We start from the raw sequence: 17,756 nt of genomic DNA, 5'->3' as shown, positions 1-17,756 counted from the left end.
CGTGCAGCCCCGTCCGTGACGGACGTGCAGCCACGTCCGTGACGGACGTGCAGCCACGTCCGTGACGGACACGCGGCCGCGCCCCTGACGGGCGTGGCCGTGTCGGCCGCTAGGAGTCGGTCGGCTCCGGCGGAGTCGGGCCGCCCGCGGCAGCCCCACCGCGGGCCCCGAGCGCCGCGCGCAGCTGCGCCTCGGCGTCGTCACCGGCAGCGGCGGCCTCGGCGTTCGCCTCGGCGACCGCACGCACGACCTCTTCGCGCTGGATCTTCACGCCGCGCGGGGCGTCGATGCCGATCCGGACGCCGTCGCCCCGGGAGTCGAGCACCGTGATGACGATGTCGTCGCCGACGAGGATCCGCTCGCCGACCTTCCGCGTGAGTACCAGCACCCGTTCAGCCTAGCGACACGACGGGGAGCCCCAGCAGGTCCACCGACCCGGGCGTGGCGGTCTCCCCCGCACCGATCGCGACGACACCGACCACGTGCAGCCGCGAGGCCACCGCGGACACCATCGCGGCCGAGTCCGCGGGCTTCCGCCCGACGTCGACCACGACCCACACCTGGTCGGCCTGCAGCGCGTCGCCGGTCGCCCGGTCGTCCCACGCGGCGACGGCGAGCACGGCGTGCCCGTCGCGGACACCGTCGGCCCGCGCCAGGATCGCCGCACGGCGGTCGGCGGCGTCCGTCGGCCGGAGCGCGTGCCGCACCGCGAAGAGCCCGGCGGCCGCGTCGACGTCGTTCGGCCGCCCGACCAGGAGCACCAGGTCACCGTCCGCGGACCGCACGGCCGGGGCGGTGGGCCGGCCCACCGGTGCCGGCGAGGGCGCGTCGAGGACGTGGGACGGGCCTCCCGACCGGGTCTCGACGACCGGCTGCGCGACGGCCACCGCCTGCGCGTCCGCCACCGTCTGCGCGTCGACGGCGGCCTGGAGGCGCGGGTCGACCCCGGTGGGCGCGCCCGGCTCGGACGGCGCACGCGTCGGGCGCGGGGCGCTCGGCGTGATCCCGTCCGCCTGGAACCCGTCGAGCACCGACGCGAAGGCATCGGCCCGCGTCGTCGCGGTGCCGTCGGTGCCGGCGATGCGTGCCTCGGCCGCCTCGGCGTCGGCGAGCAGCGCGGCGATGCCGACGCGCTGCACGGGCGAGTCGGCGATGACGACCCGGGCGGTGGGCTGGTCCCCCGGTTCCGGCACCTCGACGGTGGCCTCGACGTGCGCCTTGCGGAACAGCCCGCCGAAACCCGGCGTGGTCACGCGTTCGGCCGCGACGATCCGCGCACCCGCGCCGAACTCGGTCCGGACCGCGTCGCGGAGGGACTCGAGCGTGGCGCCGCTACGCTGCAATCGGGTCGGCGGCACGGACCACTCCCACGGTCTCGATGGTGGAGCCCGCGGCGGTGGCCTCCTGGTACGACAGCACCGGGAGCCCGTTCGACTGGGCGGCGACCATGCGGTGCACGGCCGGGCGGAGTTGCGGGGCGCAGACCAGGACGGCGGAGAGCCCCTGGTCCTCCACGGAGCGCACGGCGTCGCGGACGGAGCCCAGGACCTGCTCGATGCGGTGCGCGTCGAGCACGATCTGGCTGCCCTGCTCGGACGGCCGGAGCCCCTCGAGCATCGACTGCTCGAGCATCGGGTCGATCATGATGACGCGCAGGGTGCCGGCGTCGGTGTGCCGGGCGGCGAGGGCCGGTCCGAGGGCCGCACGGGCGGACTCGACGAGCCCCTCGGGGTCGGTCGACACCTTGGCGCGGAGCGTGAGGGCCTCGCAGATCCGGCCGAGGTCGTTGATCGGCACGCGCTCGGCGAGCAGGCCCTGCAGCACCCGCTGCAGCTCGGCCATCGACAGCATGCCGGGGACGAGTTCCTCGACCGCGGCGGGGTTGACCTGCTTGACGCCCTCGGTCAGGACCTTGACGTCCTCGCGGGTGAGCAGGCGCGCGGCGTTGTCGCCGATGACCGCCTGCAGGTGGGTGACGAGCACCGAGACCCGGTCGATCACGGTCGCGCCGGTCATCTCGGCGGCGTGCCGCAGTTCGGCGGGAACCCACTTGCCGGTCAGGCCGAACACCGGCTCGACGGTCGAGGTGCCGGGCAGGCCGTCCAGGTGGTCGCCGAGCGCCAGGACGCTGCGGGCGGGCGCGGTGCCCCGACCGGCCTCGACGCCAGCGATCCGGATGGCGTACGTCGACGGCGGCAGGTCGATCGAGTCGCGGGTGCGGACCGGCGGGACGACGATCCCCATGTCGATCGCGATCTTGCGGCGGAGGGCACGCACCCGGCCGAGCAGGTCGTCGGAGGCGCCGGAGACCATGTCGACCAGGTCGGGGGCGAGCAGGATCTCGAGGGCGTGCACGCGCATCTGCTCGAGCAGGTCCTCCGGGGTGTCGCCGGTCGGTGCCGCCGCCGCGAGTGCCTGCTGCTGGGCGGCGTCGGCCTCGGCCCGGGCGGCGTTCCGGCCGATGCGCCAGCCCGTGAAGAGCAGGGTCGCGCCGACGAGCAGGAAGGGCAGGATCGGCATGCCGGGGATGAACCCCATCGCGATCGCGGCGACGCCGGCGATCATCAGGGCGTTCCGCGACTGCGACAGCTGGGTCGCGGCCGAGGACCCCATCTCGGACTCGGCGCCGGACCGGGTGACGATCATGCCCGTCGACACCGCCATGAGCAGCGCCGGGATCTGCGTGACCAGGCCGTCGCCGATCGTCAGGATGCCGTACTTCGACAGGGCGTCGGTGGCGGACAGTCCGTTCTGCAGCATGCCGATGGCGATGCCACCGATCAGGTTGATGATGATGATCAGGATGCCGGCGATCGCATCGCCCTTGACGAACTTCGACGCACCGTCCATCGCGCCGTAGAAGTCGGCCTCGGCGGACACCGCGGCGCGGCGCTCCTTGGCTTCCTGGTCGGTGATCAGTCCGGCGTTCAGGTCCGCGTCGATCGCCATCTGCTTGCCCGGCATCGCGTCGAGGGTGAAGCGTGCCCCGACCTCGGCGACGCGCTCGGCACCCTTCGTCACCACGACGAACTGGATGACGATGAGGATCAGGAAGATGACCGCGCCGATGATGATCGACCCGGAGACGGCGACGTGGCCGAACGCCTGGATGACGTCACCGGCGAAGCCCTCGCCGAGCACCAGCCGGGTGGATGCGACGTTCAGGCCGAGCCGGAACAGCGTCGCGACGAGCAGCAGGGACGGGAACACCGAGAAGTCGAGCGGCTTCTTCACGAACAGCGTCGTGAGCAGGATCACCAGCGCCAGCAGGATGTTGATGATGATCAGGAAGTCGAGCAGGAACGACGGCACCGGCAGGATCAGCAGCAGGATGATGCCGACGATGAACACCGGGACGACGAGCTTCGGCAGGTCCTTGCGGTTCATGCGGGGAGTCCTTCGGTCTGGTTCTCTGCGGTGCGCGGTGTGCGGAGCCTGCGGGGGCGGAGGTCCCCGGTCAGGGTGGCGGGGTCGATGACGCTCGCGACCTCGTCCGGGGTGGTCGGCCGCGGCGGCGCGTGCGTGCCGGCCGCGGTGCCGCGCGCCTTGAGCGCCATCACGAAGGACAGGACGCGGGCCACGGGCGTGTACAGGTCGACGGGGATCTCGTGCCCGAGCTCGCACGTGGCGTGCAGCGCCCGGGTGAGCGGGACGTCGCGGACGATCGGCACCCGCTCTTCCTCGGCACGGGCGCGGATCACGTCGGCGACCGGGCCGGCCCCCTTCGCCACCACCCGGGGCGCGGACTTCCCCGGCTCGTACTTGATCGCGACGGCGTAGTGGGTCGGGTTCGTCATCACGACGTCCGCGGTGCCGATGGCCTGGATCATCCGGTTGCGGCTCATCGCGAGCTGACGGGAGCGGCGCTGCGACTTCACCAGCGGGTCGCCGTCGCTCCGCTTGTTCTCGTCCTTGACCTCGCGCTTGGTCATCATCGTGCGCTTCCGGTTGCGGCGGATCACCACGAACACGTCGAGGGCTGCGAGGACGAGCCCGGCGACGATCGCGGCGCGCAGCAGGGTGCCGGACCCGGCGGCGGCGGCCTCGAGCACGGCCGACAGCGGCAGCGAGCCGCTCGTCATCAGGACCGGCATGAGCCCCTGCACCGCGAACCAGAGGACGAGCCCGACGACGGCGGTCTTCAGCAGCGCCTTCGCGCCGTTCCAGAGCGCCTGGGTGCCGAACACGCGCTTCAGTCCGGCGATCGGATCGAAGTGGTCGGGCTGCGGCGTCATCTTGCGGAAGTGCACCCCGCCCTGGGTGACGGCGGCGGCGAGCACCGCGACCGCGACGACCGCGAGCATCGGGCCGAGGGTCGCACCCATCGAACCGAGGGCATCGGCGAGCAGGGCCTGCACGGCACCGAGCTCGGGGTCCTCGATGACCCGCTGCACTGCGAGGAGCTGGTCCTGTCCGGCGGCCGCGGCGTTGCCGATCGCGGCCGGGATCATGAGCGCTGCGACGGCGATCCCGATCCACGCGCCGAGGTCCTGCGAGCGACCGATCTGGCCCTTCTCGTGGACCTCGCGCATCCGCTGCTGGGTTGCCTGTTCGGAACGTTCTCCGCTGTCGGACACGTCGTCACCCCCGTCCCGTGATCGCCTCGACGGCGTCGCCGGTCAGCGACGACACCACCGAGGGCAGGGCCATGAAGAGCGCGCCGGCGAACAGGACGGTCAGGCCGATCTTGATCGGGAAGCCCATCTGGAACGCGTTGAGCGCCGGTGCAACGCGGGTCAGCAGCCCGAGGCCGACGTCGGCCAGGAAGAGCACGACGACGAGCGGACCGGCGATCTGCAGGGTGGCGAGGAACATCTGCGACATCGCGGTCACGAGCATCGACGCGAGCCCGTCCACCGCGAAGGTGCCGGTGAGCGGCACGGCGTCGAACGACCGCACCAGACCACCGACGATGAGCTGGTAGCCGCCCGAGGTGAAGAGCAGCGCGAGCGCGGTCATCTGGAACAGGCGGGTGAACTGGGCGCCGTTGACCTGGGACTGCGGGTCGAACGCCTGCGCGAGCGTGAACCCGCCGAACAGGTCGATGAGCGCACCCGCCGACTGCACGGCGGCGAACACCAGGAACACCAGGAACCCGAGGGACAGCCCGACGACGAGCTGGGTGAGCAGGGCGAGCAGGAACGGCCCCGTGTCGAGCGACTCGTAGCCGACGGCGACGCGCGGGGCGACGCCGATGGCGAGCCCCAGCCCGAGGATCACCTTCACCGTGCCGGGGAACGCCCGATACGAGAACGGCGGCGCGATGACGAAGAACGCGACGAGCCGGACGCCGGCGAGCATGGTCGCCTCCAGACGGTCGGCGTCGATGCTGAGCTCCATCAACCGGCCCCGAGCAGCTTCGGGATCATGTCGAAGGCGACGTGCGTGAACGCGATCATCTCCGAGATCATCCAGTTGCCGCAGACCACCAGGGCGATCGCGACGGCGACGGCCTTCGGCACGAACGAGAGCGTGACCTCCTGGATCTGCGTCACCGACTGGAAGAGCGAGATCGCGAAGCCGACGACGAGCGAGGTGATGAGCACCGGGGCGGCGAGCTTGCCGGACACCAGGAGCGCCTGGAGCACGAGGTCGATGACGGCCTGCTGGTTCATGCGTGCCCCCTAGACAACGTGGTAGCTCTCGATGAGCGACGTGATGATGAGGCCCCAGCCGTCGACCAGCACGAAGAGCAGGATCTTGAACGGCAGCGAGATCATGACCGGCGGGAGCATCATCATGCCCATCGACATCAGGGCCGCGGAGACGACGAGGTCGATCACCAGGAACGGGATGAAGATGACGAACCCGATGATGAACGCGCTGCGGAGCTCCGAGATGATGAACGCCGGGATCACCGTCGTCATCGGCACGTCCGCCATCGACTTCGGGTTGTCCAGCCCGGCGGCTCGGGTGATCAGGGCGACGTCCTCGTCGCGGGTCTGGTGGAGCATGAAGGTCCGCAGGGGCTTCGTGCCGATCTCGACGGCCTGGTTGAAGTCGAGGTGCCCGGCCAGGTAGGGCTGCAGGGCGTCGTCGTTGATGTGCCCGAGCACCGGTGCCATCACGAAGAGCGACAGGAACAGTGCCAGTCCGGCGATCACCTGGTTCGGCGGGATCGACTGCAGCCCGAGCGCGTTCCGGGTCATCGCGAGCACGACGAAGATCTTCGTGAACGACGTCATCATGAGCATCAGCGCGGGTGCGACGCTCAGCAGCGTGATGCCGATGAGCGTCACCACGGCCGACGACGGGGTACCGTCCGGGCCGTTCACGCTGACGCTGAAGTCACCGGTCGCGGGGGCGGTCGGGGTCGCCGGGGCGGTGGGTTCGACGACACCGGCGGCGTGCGCACCGGTCGTCGTGAGCATCAGGAACCCGGCCACGACCGCCAGGCCGAGCAGGACGAGGGCGACGAGTCGACCCGACCGTGCCAGCCGGTGCGGCCCTGCCGCCCTCACCCGGCCCGCCGGTTCCGCAGCGCGGCCGCGGCCTGGCGCCAGGTGTCGACCGACAGGATCGAGCCCTGCAGCTGCTGGGCGCTCGGCACGGCGCGCTGCGGGCGACGGTTGCGCGGGCGCATCGGCAGCGGCGCGACGGCGCTGGTCGCGTCGGTCGCCCGGGTCACGTCGTCCGTGCCTGCCGGGAGGCCCGTGGTGGCGTCCGACTGCTGCGCGAGTTCCCGACCGAACGCGTCGGCCGACGGGGCGGGACGCACCGGCAGCGCCACCGGTCCGGTCACGATGGTGAGTTCCGGCGCGGGCGCCTGCCCGCTGGTGAGCAGGTTGACCCCGTGCTCGGACACGCCTAGGACGAGCCGCTCCCCCTCGACGTCGACCACGACGACGCTCGCCTTGCCGCCGATGCCCTGCCGACCGACGACCTCGACGGTCGCGGCACGACGGCCCGACGGCTTGCCCGAGAAGCGCTTGCGGCTCGCGCGGTGCAGCACCCACATGAGGGCGAGCACGACGCCGAGCGAGAGCGCGACGCGGAGGGTGACGACGAGGGTGTCCACGTGCGGGTCAGACCGTTTCGGCGACGTCGAGGATGCGGGTGATCCGGACCGCGTAGTCCTGGTCGACGACGACGACCTCGCCGTGCGCGATGAGGCGGCCGTTCAGCAGGACGTCGGCGGGGGCGCCGGCACTGCGGTCGAGCTCGACGACGGCGCCGGGCTCCATGCCGAGCACGTCGCGGACCGACATCCGGGTGCGGCCGATCTCGACCGTCAGGGTCATCTCGACGTTGTTGATCCGGCCGAGGTTGCCGGCGGGCAGGTTCGCCACGACGGGCGCGGACACCGTGCCGTTCTCGCGGACCCGGATGCCGAACCACCCGGCGGGCAGGCCACCGGCGGTGAGTTCGAACACGACGGTGTCCGGGTCGGCCAGCAGCGACGCGGCCGACTCGCGGTGCGCCTCGCCGAGCACCCCGACGCCGAGGACCGAGGCCGCGGCCTCGAGCGACGGACGCAGCACGTCCGTGACGGCCACGATGCCGTGGTCGGTGCCTCCGGCGGCCGTGATCGCCTCGAGGTCGGTGAGCACGAGCGCCAGGTCGGCCGAGAGGCCGCCGACGAACGAGGCGACCACGGCGTCCGTCGCCGCGTCGAGCACGACCGGTGTCGCGCCTCCCGGCAGGAGCACCGCGGTCAAGGGGGCGGCCGTCGGGAGCTGCGCCGCGAGCGACTCGGCCGCTGCGGTGTGGAGGGTGGTCGTTTCGGTCATCAGTGCTGCTCCGTGCTCGTGGTGGTGACGACGATGCCGGCGAGGCGCGAGCCGTTCGCGCCGACCGCGGCGGTGCCGACGGGTTCGCCGTCGACCGCGATGGTGAGGGGCCGGTGCTGCGGGTGCGGCAGCGGCAGGACATCGCCGACGGCGAGCCGCAGGACCTGCGTCGGCAGGACCGCGGCCGGGGCGAAGCGCAGGCTGACGCCCACGGGCACGCTCTCGAGCTGCGCGTCCAGCAGGGCTCGGGCGTCGGCCGGCGACACGTGCGCTGCAGCCTCGCCGAGCTGCGGCAGGACGGCCTCGGCCGGCAGGGCCAGCGTGCCGGGGGCGATGCGGTCGCCGACCCGGATCGAGAACGAGGCGACGATCATCAGGTCGCCCTTCTGCGCGGCCTGGGCGAACTGGCTGTTGAACTGGAACCCGCCGACCGCGACGTCCTGCGCGAGCAGCCCGCCGAACGAGTAGCGGAGGTCGTCCAGGGCGTCCTCGACGATCTTGCGGACCAGGGCCTGCTCGATGGGCGTGAAGGTGCGGTCCGGCGTCGGCAGCGGCTTCGAGGCGCCCAGTGCGTGCGACACCCATGTGAGCGCGGCGTCGAGCGGGACCTGCAGCACGCCCTTCGGGGTCAGGCCGGTGATCGGCAGCAGCACCATGCCGGTGAGCGCGGGCAGCGACGCGGCGTACTCGTCGTACGTCGTCATCTCCACCTGCTCGCAGGTGACCTGGCTGACCGCGCGGACCTTCGCCGTCAGCTGCGTGCCCCACTGGCGCGCGAACGTCTCGAAGGCGAGCTCGAGGACCCGGGCGTGCTCACGGGCCAGCGTCGACGGGCGCGCGAAGTCGTACACCTCGGGCGCTGGCAGGGTCTCGGTCACGGCTGCGTCTATCGGTCACCTGTGGGGCACCCGTCAGTGCTGTACCCCGTAGTGGGGCGGTGGCGTCAGCGCTGGTGCGCTCCGCGCGCTGCGTGTCTCAGTCCCGCTGCGCTCCGTGTCCCAGCCCTGCTGCGCTCTGCGTCTCAGCCCTGCTGCGCTCCGTCCTGTGCCTTCGCCAGCGCCGGCATCAGCGCGCTGACGTCCTGGTCGGCGTTCGACAGCACCACGATGTCGACCCGGCGGTTCAGGGCGAGGTCCCGGTCCGTGCCGCCCTTCGCCAGTGGCCGGCTCGACCCGAACCCGACGCTCTGCACGTGCTCGCCGGGCATCCCGCCGCGCTCGACCAGGTCGCGCAGGACCCCGGTCGCCCGAGCCGCGCTGAGCTCCCAGTTGGTCGCGTACGGCGCCGTCGAGTTCCGCTGGTCGGCGTGCCCCTCGACGCTGACGTCGTGGTCGGAGGTCTTCAGCACCGGCGCGATGGCGTCCATGATCGACCGCGCCTGGTCGGACAGGTCCGCGCTGTTCGTGCCGAAGTACGTCTCGCTGCCGATCAACCGGACGATCAGGCCGCGGGCGTCCACGGTGAACTGGACGTTCTCGCTCTGGCCCGCCTTCGCCAGGTTGTGCTGGATCGCACGCTCGAGCTTCGTCAGGTCGTCGAGCTCGCGCTTCGCTTCGGCGAGGTCCTGCTTCGTCGCCGTCGTCGGCACCACCGTCGACGCGGGGTCGACGTTGGTGTCCTTCGTGCCCGACGAGGCGGTCGAGTGGTCGGCCTGGGACTTGTCCGTCGAGTAGCCGGAGCCGTCCTCGACCTGGTCCTTCGTCACGACGGTGCCGCTCGCGGTGTCGATCTTCTGCGAGTCGACCTCGCCGAAGCCGGTGGCGAGCGACTGCTTCAGCTGGATGTACTTCTCCTGGTCGACGGTGGACATCGCGAAGAGCACGAGGAACATGCACATCAGCACCGTGATCATGTCCATGTAGGACGCCATCCAGCGCTCGTCGGGGTGCTCGGCCTCGTCGTGGGACTTCTTCGCGCGACCGCGGCCGCGGCCCCGGGGGTTGGCGCTCACGGTCAGGCCGCCAGCTGCTGGTCGTCGGCCGCGTCGGCCTTCTTGCCTGCCTTGCCGGCCTTGCCACCCGTGTCGGCGCGGGCGGCGGGCGGGACCATGGCCTTCAGCCGCTCACCGAGCAGACGGGGCTGGCTGCCGGCCTGCACCGCGAGCAGCCCCTCCATCAGGAGCGTCTGGCGGTCCGACTCGAGCTGGGCGAGCTTCCGGAGCTTGCCGCCGATCGGCAGCCACATGAAGTTCGCGGTCAGCAGGCCCCACAGGGTGGCGACGAAGGCACTGGCGATCAGCGGTCCGAGCTCGTCGGGCTTGCCGAGGTTCGCGAGCACGTGGGTCAGCGAGACCACGGTGCCGATGATGCCGACGGTCGGGGCGAAGCCGCCGAGGCCCATGAAGAACGCACTCGCGCTCCGGGTCGGGGCCGCGTTCGACTCGATCTCGTCCTCGAGCAGGATCCGCAGCTCGTCGCCGTCGGTGCCGTCCGCGATGTTCTGCAGCGCCTTCTTCATGAACGGGTCGTCGTGCTTGTCGGCCTCCTGCTCGAGGGCGAGCAGGCCGTTCGCGCGGGCGGTCTCGGCGAGCCCGACGACGTCGTCGATGACCGACGCCGGCGAGGTGACCTTGCCGGTGAACGCCTTCGGGACCGCCTTGAAGCTGGCGATCGCGTCCTTCAGCGTGGTGCTCGCGATGCCGCAGCCGATGGTGGCGCCGAACACGAGCAGCATCGGGGCGGGCAGGAAGAGTCCACCGAGCTCGACGTGCTCCATCTGGACCATGCCGAACAGGGCGCCGAAGGCGAGCAGGATGCCGACGATCGTTGCGATGTCCACGTCAGCGACCCCCGTCCAGCGCGCGGCCGTGCTGCGTGGAGCGGAGTGCGGCGACCGGGGCGAGCGTGGGCTGCGGGCCGGTGTTCGTGCTCGAGCGGGGGGCCTGGTCGGTGCCGTAGGCCATCCCGACGATGCGGGCGCGGTACGCGGCGATCAGGTCGATGACGTCGGCCATCGACTCCCGCACGATGTACTTCGCGCCGTCGACCATGATGAGCGTCGTGTCCGGCGTCTCCTGGATGCGCTCCACGAGATCGGGGTTCACAGCGAATCCGCTGCCGTTCAGTCGTGTGACGACGATCATGGCCCGTCCTGGTTCTCGATCGTCCCGCCGCCGTCCGTGGGGCGGGATGCGGGCCCGTCCGTGGGCCTGCACGGAGGACTATCGGCGGGTGCGACGGGTGCGTTAGCGACGCGTTCGGGCCGTCTCAGCTGATCCCCAGGAAATCGCTGCATCCGATCGGGGTGCTCCGGCGGTAGTGGGGGTACGACGTCGAGGACGATGTCGTCCGCACCGGCCCGGACAGGCCCGAAGGAGACACGTCATGCGCAAGACACTCGCCACCGGCCTCAGCGCCGGTGTCCTGTTCGCCGCCGCTGCGGCCGTACTGCCCGCGACCGCTGCGACCGCCGCCACCGGCGAGGCGACGCTCTCGGTCCTCCACGCCGTGCCGGACGTCACCGTCGACGTCTACCTCGACGGCGAACGTGCCATCGACGATTTCACCCCGGGCACCCTCGCCGGCCCGATGATGGTGCCGGCCGGTGCGCACCAGCTCGCGATCACCGCCTCGGACGCCACCGACGCGTCGAAGCCGATCATCGGCCCGGCGGACGTCTCGTTCGACGCCGGGGGCAACTACACCGCCGTCGCCCACGACGCCACGGACGGGTCCCCGACCGCCACGGTGTTCACCAACGACACCTCGGCCGTCGCGGCCGGCCAGGGACGCCTGGTCGTCCGGCACGTCGCCGCCGCACCGGCCGTCGACGTCCTCGCCGGTGGGAAGGCCGTCGTGTCGAACCTGTCGAACCCCGACGAGCAGGCTCTCGAGCTGCCGGCCGGCACCGTGTCGGCGACCGTCGCCGCCACCGGGACCACCGAACCCGTGATCGGCCCGGCGGACGTCGCGGTCACCGCGGGCTCGTCGACCATCGTCTACGCCTGGGGCAGCCTGGACGACGACAACCTCGCCCTCGCCACGCAGACGATCGCGGACCTCGGTGGCACGCCGAACGGCGTCCCCGCCGGGAACGCCGGTCTCGTGGCCACGAACGACCAGGACCCCCTGCCCCTGGTCGGCGCAGCGGCGGCCGCACTGGCCGCCGCTGCCGCGATCGGGGCCGTGGTGCTCCGCCGCCGGCACGCAGCGACCCGCCGCTGAACGTGCCACGCCCCGTGCGGTCCGCCACGGTGACGCTCGTCGTCGCCGTGGCGGCTGCCGCCCTGACCGGGTGCTCGTCGGCCGGGACCACCCCCGGCGGGCAGCCGTCCGTCCTGACGACCACCACCCCCACACCGGTCCCGTCGGCGTTCTCGACCGAGGTGCCGCAGCAGGCCGCCACGATCCCCCCGGTCCGGGACGCCCCCGCCCCGACCACCATCACCGTCGACCACGCCGGCATCAGCGCGCCGGTCCGTCCGGAGGGGGTCGACGAGGACGGCGCGATGGCGCTCCCGCCCGACCCGGCCACCGCGGGCTGGTACCGGTTCGGTGCCGCACCGTCGTCCACCGAGGGCACCGTCGTCATCGCGGCCCACGTCGACGCGGTCGGCTACGGCATCGGCCCGTTCTCCCGCCTCGGCAACGCCCCGTCCGGCACCCGGGTCACCCTGACCGACGCGGACGGTGCCGAGACCGCGTGGCGGATCGACTCCGTCAGCATGCTCGAGAAGCAGGGACTCCCCTGGGGTGAGGTGTTCCGTCACGACGGGCCCCGACGGCTCGTCCTGGTGACCTGCGGCGGGACGTTCGACGCAGCCACCGGACACTACGAGAGCAACCTCGTCGTGACCGCGGTCCCGGCCTGACCGTGGCGACGATCCGCCCCCTACGATCGGACCGTGGTCGACGACGACCGCGCCAGCGACAGGAAGACGTGACGACCATCCTCCCGGACGACAGCGAGCTCTCGGACGCGTTCCGCGCCGGGGGCGAGCACGCCCTGCGAGCCGTCTACGAGCGGTGGTCGTCGCTCGTGTACTCGCTGGCCCTGCGCGCCCTGGCCGACCCGGCCGCCGCGGAGGACGTCACGCAGCAGGTCTTCGTGAAGGCCTGGCAGCGCAGCACGAGCTACGACCCCGGCCGCGCCCCGCTCGGCGCGTGGCTGGTCGGCATCACCCGGAACTGCATCGCCGACGCGCAGAACGAGCGCCGACGGCACGCCAGCGCCGCCGACCCGGACGTGGTCGAGGAGACCACCCCGGCGCCGGAACCGGCCTTCGACCTGGCCGAACGCGCACTGGTCGCCCGCGAGCTCGAGCGGCTCGACGAGGTCCCACGGCGCGTGATGCGACTGGCGTTCTACGACGACCTCAGCCATCGTGAGATCGCCGAACGGCTCGAACTGCCGCTGGGCACCGTCAAGAGCCACATCCACCGAAGTCTGGCTCGGCTCCGAACACGTCTGGAGGTGATCGAATGAAGCACGTCGACGACGAGACGCTGGCGATGCTCGCGGTCTCCGACCAGGTCGCGACCGACGACGTCGCCGAGCACCTGGCGTCCTGCGACCGGTGCCGCGACGAGGTGGCCGCGCTGCAGCGGGTCGCCGCGGTGACCCGGGCGTCCGAGGACGTCACGCTGGCCGCGCCCCCGGAGCACGTGTGGGACCGGATCGCGGCCGAGATCGCCCGGACGCCACAGCAGGCCGCGGCGCCGGCGACCGATCCAGGACGAGCGGCCGAACGCGCGTCCGCCGCCACGCCGTCCGACGGGCAGCACCACGCCGTGGCACGCCGACACCGATCCCGTCCGCGTCGTCGCCGTGTCCTGGCGCTGGTGATCGCCGGCGTCGGTGTCCTCGCCGTCGTCCTCGGCATCGGTGTGGCGTCGGGGATCGTCCCCGGACTCCCCCGCGGCGACACCGAGACCGTCCTGGCGAACACCGAGCTCGCAGCGCTGCCCGGTTGGTCGGGGACGACCGGCCGCGCCGAACTCGAACGTGACCAGGACGGCCGGGTGACCCTGCTCGTCGACCTGCACGGTGAGCGCGGTCGCTCCGGCACCGGTCCGCTCCGCGAAGTCTGGATGATGCGTTCGGACCTCGGCGGACTGGTGAGCGTCGGCTACCTCGACGGCGACCAGGGCCGCTTCACGGTGCCCGACGGCGTCGACACCGCGGAGTTCCCGGTCGTGGACGTCTCGGCCGAGGCCGACGACGGTGATCCGGCGCACTCCGGTGACTCCATTGTCCGGGGCACCCTGACCGATCCCTGAGCGGTGCGATGCCATGGTGTCCGCGAGAGGTCAGCTCCGGCAGCTCCATCGGCTCCGTCAGCTCCGTCAGCTCCGTCAGCGGAGGATGCCGAGCGCCCGGGCCTCGGACACCGCGCCGGTCCGGGATCCGACGCCGAGCTTGGAGAACACGTGGACCAGGTGTGACTTCACGGTGGCGTCGGTGATGTGCAGGCGTGCTGCCACGTCGACGTTCGAGGCGCCCTCGGCGACGAGCCGGAGGACCTCGATCTCGCGAGCGGACAGGCTGACCCGTGGCGCACGCATCCGTGCCATCAGGCGGCTGGCGACCGCCGGCGCGAGGGCGCTCTCACCGGCGGCTGCGGCGCGCACCGCGGCGAGCAGTTCGTCGGGTGGCGTGTCCTTGAGCAGGTACCCGCTGGCCCCCGCTTCGACGGCGCCCAGGATGTCGCCGTCGCTGTCGTAGTTGGTGAGGACGAGGACGTACGGCGCGGCGTCGGTCGAACGGATCTGCCGGGTGGCGTCGGCACCGGTGCGGTCCTGCCCGAACTGCAGGTCCATGAGCACGAGGTCGGGGTCCAAGGACGACACGAGCGCGGCGGCTTCGTCGGGTGTCGCGGCTTCCCCGACGACGTCGATGTCGACCGCCCCGTCGAGGAGTGCGCGCAGGCCGGCGCGGACGACGGGGTGGTCATCCGCGATGACGAGTCGGATCACGGGCCGCCGACCTCCACGGTCGCGGTGATGGTGGTGCCGTTCCCGGGCGCGCTGTCGATGGTGAGACGGCCACCCAGCTGGTCGACACGTTCACCAATCGCGCGGAGCCCGAACGCGTCGGATGTGCCGGAGCGGGTGCCGACACGGTCCGGGTCGAAGCCGCAGCCGTCGTCCTGCACCCGCAGGGACGCGTGCGTCGCGCTGACGTCGAGGGTGATGTCGACGGTCGTGGCACCGGCGTGCTGGGCGACGTTCGCGACGGCCCCCTGGGCGATGCGCAGCAGAGCGGTCTGCACGTCCATCGTCAACTCCGACGCTTCGGGTGCGGCCGTCACGGTGATGCCGAGCCCCTCGCGGTGCCACTGGTCGCTGAGGCGGCGCAGTGCCGCGGGGAGGCCGGCATCGAGGGACGGCGGTGCGAGCTCCCGGATGAAGCGCCGCGTGTCGGCGAGGCCGTCGGCCGCTGTGGCGCGTGCGAGGCGGATGTGCTCGATGCCCGGCCGGCTGCCGTCGGCTGCTTCGGCGGCGTGGAGGAGCATCTGGATGCTGGAGAGGTCCTGCGCGACGGTGTCGTGGATCTCGCGTGCCAGGCGGGCGCGTTCGGTGAGGACGCCCTGCTGCCGTTCGGTCGCGGCGAGTCGGTCGCGGGTGGCGAGGAGTTCTGCCAGCAGCGCCTCCCGCTCGACGGACTCGCGGGCGAGCGCCCGGTAGCCCAGGCCGATGAGCAACGCGACCCCGGCACCGACGAGGGGCCCGATCACCCCGCCCACGGTGAAGCCGCCGTGCAGGCCCAGGGCGACGACCGCGATCAGGGTCGCTGCGACCACGGCGGCCGGCCCGACGATCCGGGGCAGGACGTGCAGGTAGAGGAAGAACAACGGGAACACCAGGTACGCCGCTTCCGGCACCAGGACGAGCAACGCCACCCACACGACGGTCAAGGCGGTGATCCAGGCCGCTCCCACCACGGCTCGGCGTGCCTCCGGCGCGGCGGCAACACCGGCACCGAGCAGGTACAGGACCGCGAACCCGGCCACCAGGGCGATCGCCGCCCACATGGTCGGGTCGCGGACGACGAGGACCCGGACGACGACGAGTGCGACGAGCGCGGCGAACAGCACGTGCAGTCCTGTGCGGAGCCCGACGAACACGGGCGTGAGGGTGCTGTGTGCCATGTCCGTTGCAGCGTACGGCGGCCACGACCCACCGGACATCAACCAGAAGTTGGACGAGAGCAGTCAACCTCCCGGCGATGGCACTCGGACCCACGACGGCGAGGCTCGTCTGGACGGCAGGGAGCGCCCCTGCCGTCGGGAAGGAACCATCGTGTTCGTCGCTTGGCGCGACCTCCGATCCGCCCGTGGCAGGTTCGTGCTCATCGGGTCCGTGGTGTCGTTGATCACACTCCTCGTCGGCTTCCTCGCTGGCCTGACCGGCGGCCTCGCCGCGCAGAACGTGTCCGCAGTCCTCGGCCTCCCCGGGAACCGGCTCGTCCTGCAGGGGCCCTCGACCGGGCAACCATCGTTCTCGCAGTCGACGATCGACGCCGCGACGGTGTCCGCCTGGCGGGAGTCCTCCGGCGTCGAGCAGGTCACGCCGATCGGGATCGCACAGGGGCGCGCCGCCGGGCACGCCGAAGCCGCACCAGCGGTCGCCGTCGCCCTGTTCGGCGTCCCACGGGGAGCCCCCGCGTCGACGGTCACCGACCTGGCTCCGAGGTCCGACGACACGGTGGGCCTGTCCGCCGGCGCAGCGAAGGACCTCGACGTCGCCGTCGGGGACGCCGTCACGATCACCGGGACGACCTACCGGGTCGCCACCGTCGGCGGAGACGCCTGGTACAGCCACACCCCCGTCGTCGCGCTCTCCCCGACGGCGTGGGCGTCGACCGACCGGCGCCTCGGCGGGGACGGCGAAGCGACTGTGCTCGCCGTCTCCGGAACGCCGGACTGGGGCAGCACGGCGGACCGCACGCGCACCGTCGCCGTGTCACCGCTCGCCAGCCTCACCGCGATCGAGACGTTCAAGTCGGAGGTCGGGTCCCTCGGACTCATGATCGTGATGCTCTTCGGTGTCTCCGCGCTCGTCGTCGGGGCGTTCTTCACCGTGTGGACGCTGCAGCGTGCCGACGACATCGCCGTCCTGAAGGCCCTCGGCGCCTCCGACGCGTCGCTCGTGGGCGATGCCCTCGGCCAGGCACTCGTCGTCCTGGCCGCGGGCGTCGGGGTCGGGATCGGTCTCGTGTCGGTCCTGGGGACGCTCGCGAACGGTGTCCTGCCGTTCCTGCTCAGCCCGCTCACCACGCTGCTGCCGGCCGCCGTGATGGTCGTCCTCGGCCTCGCCGGTGCCGCCGTCGCACTCCGCACCGTCACCAAGGCCGACCCCCTCACCGCACTCGGGAGCAACCGATGATCACCCTCGACGACGTCACCCTCACCTTCCCCGACGGCGACTCCCGCATCACGGCGGTGGACCGCGTGTCCCTGACCGCTCCGAGCGGGGTCGTCACGGGCATCACCGGGCCCTCCGGCTCCGGGAAGTCCTCACTCCTCGCGGTCGCGGCGACCCTGATCCGCCCGGACTCCGGGCACGTGTGGATCAACGACGTCGACGCAGCGACCCTGAGCCGGAACGAGGCGACGACGCTCCGCCGCGACCAGGTCGGCATTGTCTTCCAGCAGTCGAACCTCATCGAGTCGCTCACCGCTCGGGAACAGCTGCTCGTCATGGCGGAGCTCGGCGGCGGCCACCGAGACCGGACCGCGGTGCGCACCCGTGCCGATGCGCTGCTGGCAGCGGTCGGTCTCGCCGAGCACCGCGGCAAGCGACCCGCGCAGCTCTCCGGCGGCCAGCGGCAACGGGTCGCCATCGCCCGCGCCCTGGTGAACACCCCGTCCGTCCTGCTCGTCGACGAACCCACCAGCGCGCTCGACCAGGAGCGAGGCGCCGAGATCATGGCGCTGATCGCGCGCCTCACGCACGAGCAGGGCACGGCGACGATGCTTGTCACGCACGATCTCGTCCACGGCGACGCGCTCGACCGCCTGGTCACCGTCGTCGACGGCCGCCTGACCGATGCCTGAGCGTTCGTCCCCCGAAATTCCCAACTGTG

21 protein-coding genes are annotated in these 17,756 nt (G+C 72.1%); 6 read left to right on the top strand and 15 right to left on the bottom strand.

The window, feature by feature from the left end; all coding sequences use genetic code 11:
• Nucleotides 1-109: 109 nt before the first annotated feature.
• The 13 genes from csrA to ABRP24_RS05425 form a co-directional block, all read right to left on the bottom strand.
• A complete protein-coding gene (gene csrA, locus ABRP24_RS05485) occupies nucleotides 110-388 on the bottom strand; it encodes a carbon storage regulator CsrA (protein ID WP_182065453.1) in 279 nt (92 codons plus the stop codon).
• Between the two features lie 4 nt (nucleotides 389-392).
• Nucleotides 393-1,358 (bottom strand): hypothetical protein, encoded by a 966-nt coding sequence (locus tag ABRP24_RS05480; protein ID WP_301627596.1) that lies wholly within the window; start codon nucleotides 1,356-1,358, stop codon nucleotides 393-395.
• Nucleotides 1,333-3,387, bottom strand: a complete 2,055-nt coding sequence (locus tag ABRP24_RS05475) for a flagellar biosynthesis protein FlhA (RefSeq protein ID WP_027465543.1) — start codon at nucleotides 3,385-3,387, stop codon at nucleotides 1,333-1,335. The genes ABRP24_RS05480 and ABRP24_RS05475 overlap by 26 nt, the downstream gene beginning before the upstream one ends.
• Nucleotides 3,384-4,577, bottom strand: a complete 1,194-nt coding sequence (locus tag ABRP24_RS05470) for a flagellar biosynthesis protein FlhB (protein WP_035808276.1) — start codon at nucleotides 4,575-4,577, stop codon at nucleotides 3,384-3,386. The genes ABRP24_RS05475 and ABRP24_RS05470 overlap by 4 nt, the downstream gene beginning before the upstream one ends.
• Nucleotides 4,578-4,581: 4 nt before the next feature.
• Nucleotides 4,582-5,340 carry a flagellar biosynthetic protein FliR gene (locus ABRP24_RS05465; protein ID WP_071403902.1) on the bottom strand — a complete coding sequence of 253 codons (759 nt, stop codon included), beginning with the start codon at nucleotides 5,338-5,340 and terminating at the stop codon, nucleotides 4,582-4,584.
• Complete coding sequence (locus tag ABRP24_RS05460; RefSeq protein ID WP_027465541.1) at nucleotides 5,340-5,615, bottom strand: flagellar biosynthetic protein FliQ; 276 nt, start codon at nucleotides 5,613-5,615, stop codon at nucleotides 5,340-5,342. The genes ABRP24_RS05465 and ABRP24_RS05460 overlap by 1 nt, the downstream gene beginning before the upstream one ends.
• A 9-nt stretch (nucleotides 5,616-5,624) precedes the next feature.
• Nucleotides 5,625-6,461 (bottom strand): flagellar type III secretion system pore protein FliP, encoded by an 837-nt coding sequence (gene fliP / locus ABRP24_RS05455; protein ID WP_071244631.1) that lies wholly within the window; start codon nucleotides 6,459-6,461, stop codon nucleotides 5,625-5,627.
• The gene (locus tag ABRP24_RS05450) at nucleotides 6,458-7,018 is read right to left on the bottom strand and encodes a flagellar biosynthetic protein FliO (protein ID WP_027465539.1); all 561 of its coding nucleotides are present in this window, start codon (nucleotides 7,016-7,018) and stop codon (nucleotides 6,458-6,460) included. Before ABRP24_RS05450 ends, fliP begins: the two co-directional genes overlap by 4 nt.
• A 7-nt stretch (nucleotides 7,019-7,025) precedes the next feature.
• On the bottom strand, nucleotides 7,026-7,730 hold the full coding sequence (fliN, locus tag ABRP24_RS05445; RefSeq protein WP_301600802.1) for a flagellar motor switch protein FliN: 705 nt from the start codon (nucleotides 7,728-7,730) through the stop codon (nucleotides 7,026-7,028).
• Entirely contained in the window at nucleotides 7,730-8,608 is an 879-nt protein-coding gene (locus ABRP24_RS05440) for a flagellar motor switch protein FliM (RefSeq protein WP_027465537.1), read from the bottom strand. Before ABRP24_RS05440 ends, fliN begins: the two co-directional genes overlap by 1 nt.
• Nucleotides 8,609-8,751: 143 nt before the next feature.
• The gene (locus ABRP24_RS05435) at nucleotides 8,752-9,681 is read right to left on the bottom strand and encodes a flagellar motor protein MotB (protein WP_027465536.1); all 930 of its coding nucleotides are present in this window, start codon (nucleotides 9,679-9,681) and stop codon (nucleotides 8,752-8,754) included.
• Nucleotides 9,682-9,683: 2 nt separating this feature from the next.
• Nucleotides 9,684-10,508, bottom strand: coding sequence for a motility protein A (locus ABRP24_RS05430; protein ID WP_301627593.1), 825 nt, complete (start codon nucleotides 10,506-10,508; stop codon nucleotides 9,684-9,686).
• Between the two features lies 1 nt (nucleotide 10,509).
• Complete coding sequence (locus ABRP24_RS05425; protein ID WP_110863815.1) at nucleotides 10,510-10,812, bottom strand: flagellar FlbD family protein; 303 nt, start codon at nucleotides 10,810-10,812, stop codon at nucleotides 10,510-10,512.
• Between the two features lie 241 nt (nucleotides 10,813-11,053).
• Between ABRP24_RS05425 and ABRP24_RS05420 the strand changes: the two genes are divergently transcribed.
• From ABRP24_RS05420 to ABRP24_RS05405, 4 genes are all read left to right on the top strand, one after another.
• Nucleotides 11,054-11,893, top strand: coding sequence for a DUF4397 domain-containing protein (locus ABRP24_RS05420; RefSeq protein ID WP_301627592.1), 840 nt, complete (start codon nucleotides 11,054-11,056; stop codon nucleotides 11,891-11,893).
• Between the two features lie 29 nt (nucleotides 11,894-11,922).
• Complete coding sequence (locus tag ABRP24_RS05415) at nucleotides 11,923-12,540, top strand: class F sortase (protein ID WP_371836716.1); 618 nt, start codon at nucleotides 11,923-11,925, stop codon at nucleotides 12,538-12,540.
• Between the two features lie 68 nt (nucleotides 12,541-12,608).
• Nucleotides 12,609-13,154 carry a sigma-70 family RNA polymerase sigma factor gene (locus ABRP24_RS05410; protein WP_349849277.1) on the top strand — a complete coding sequence of 182 codons (546 nt, stop codon included), beginning with the start codon at nucleotides 12,609-12,611 and terminating at the stop codon, nucleotides 13,152-13,154.
• Complete coding sequence (locus ABRP24_RS05405; RefSeq protein WP_214526944.1) at nucleotides 13,151-13,948, top strand: anti-sigma factor domain-containing protein; 798 nt, start codon at nucleotides 13,151-13,153, stop codon at nucleotides 13,946-13,948. The genes ABRP24_RS05410 and ABRP24_RS05405 overlap by 4 nt, the downstream gene beginning before the upstream one ends.
• Before the next feature lie 75 nt (nucleotides 13,949-14,023).
• Here ABRP24_RS05405 and ABRP24_RS05400 read toward each other — a convergent pair whose 3' ends face one another.
• Nucleotides 14,024-14,644 (bottom strand): response regulator transcription factor, encoded by a 621-nt coding sequence (locus ABRP24_RS05400; protein WP_349849279.1) that lies wholly within the window; start codon nucleotides 14,642-14,644, stop codon nucleotides 14,024-14,026.
• Nucleotides 14,641-15,819 (bottom strand): sensor histidine kinase, encoded by a 1,179-nt coding sequence (locus tag ABRP24_RS05395; RefSeq protein WP_349849281.1) that lies wholly within the window; start codon nucleotides 15,817-15,819, stop codon nucleotides 14,641-14,643. The genes ABRP24_RS05400 and ABRP24_RS05395 overlap by 4 nt, the downstream gene beginning before the upstream one ends.
• A gap of 151 nt (nucleotides 15,820-15,970) precedes the next feature.
• On the opposite strand from ABRP24_RS05395, the gene ABRP24_RS05390 reads away from it, so the two are divergent.
• Both ABRP24_RS05390 and ABRP24_RS05385 read left to right on the top strand, forming a co-directional pair.
• Nucleotides 15,971-17,056, top strand: a complete 1,086-nt coding sequence (locus ABRP24_RS05390) for an ABC transporter permease (protein WP_349849283.1) — start codon at nucleotides 15,971-15,973, stop codon at nucleotides 17,054-17,056.
• Entirely contained in the window at nucleotides 17,053-17,727 is a 675-nt protein-coding gene (locus ABRP24_RS05385; protein WP_349849285.1) for an ABC transporter ATP-binding protein, read from the top strand. The genes ABRP24_RS05390 and ABRP24_RS05385 overlap by 4 nt, the downstream gene beginning before the upstream one ends.
• The last annotated feature ends 29 nt before the right edge of the window (nucleotides 17,728-17,756 follow it).

The sequence above is a fragment of the Curtobacterium sp. WHRI 8282 genome (assembly GCF_040223925.2).
In the GTDB taxonomy this organism is placed as follows: domain Bacteria; phylum Actinomycetota; class Actinomycetes; order Actinomycetales; family Microbacteriaceae; genus Curtobacterium; species Curtobacterium flaccumfaciens.
Note: the sequence above shows the minus strand (reverse complement) of the source record. Positions and strands in the feature narration are given on the sequence as shown.

Coding starts and splice junctions, on each gene's coding strand:
- ABRP24_RS05475 (WP_027465543.1), bottom strand. CDS start 3,387: ATGAACCGCAAGGACCTGCCGAAGCTCGTCGTCCCGGTGTTCATCGTC.
- ABRP24_RS05465 (WP_071403902.1), bottom strand. CDS start 5,340: ATGGAGCTCAGCATCGACGCCGACCGTCTGGAGGCGACCATGCTCGCC.
- ABRP24_RS05460 (WP_027465541.1), bottom strand. CDS start 5,615: ATGAACCAGCAGGCCGTCATCGACCTCGTGCTCCAGGCGCTCCTGGTG.
- fliN (WP_301600802.1), bottom strand. CDS start 7,730: ATGACCGAAACGACCACCCTCCACACCGCAGCGGCCGAGTCGCTCGCG.
- ABRP24_RS05425 (WP_110863815.1), bottom strand. CDS start 10,812: ATGATCGTCGTCACACGACTGAACGGCAGCGGATTCGCTGTGAACCCC.
- ABRP24_RS05420 (WP_301627592.1), top strand. CDS start 11,054: ATGCGCAAGACACTCGCCACCGGCCTCAGCGCCGGTGTCCTGTTCGCC.
- ABRP24_RS05405 (WP_214526944.1), top strand. CDS start 13,151: ATGAAGCACGTCGACGACGAGACGCTGGCGATGCTCGCGGTCTCCGAC.
- ABRP24_RS05395 (WP_349849281.1), bottom strand. CDS start 15,819: ATGGCACACAGCACCCTCACGCCCGTGTTCGTCGGGCTCCGCACAGGA.
- ABRP24_RS05385 (WP_349849285.1), top strand. CDS start 17,053: ATGATCACCCTCGACGACGTCACCCTCACCTTCCCCGACGGCGACTCC.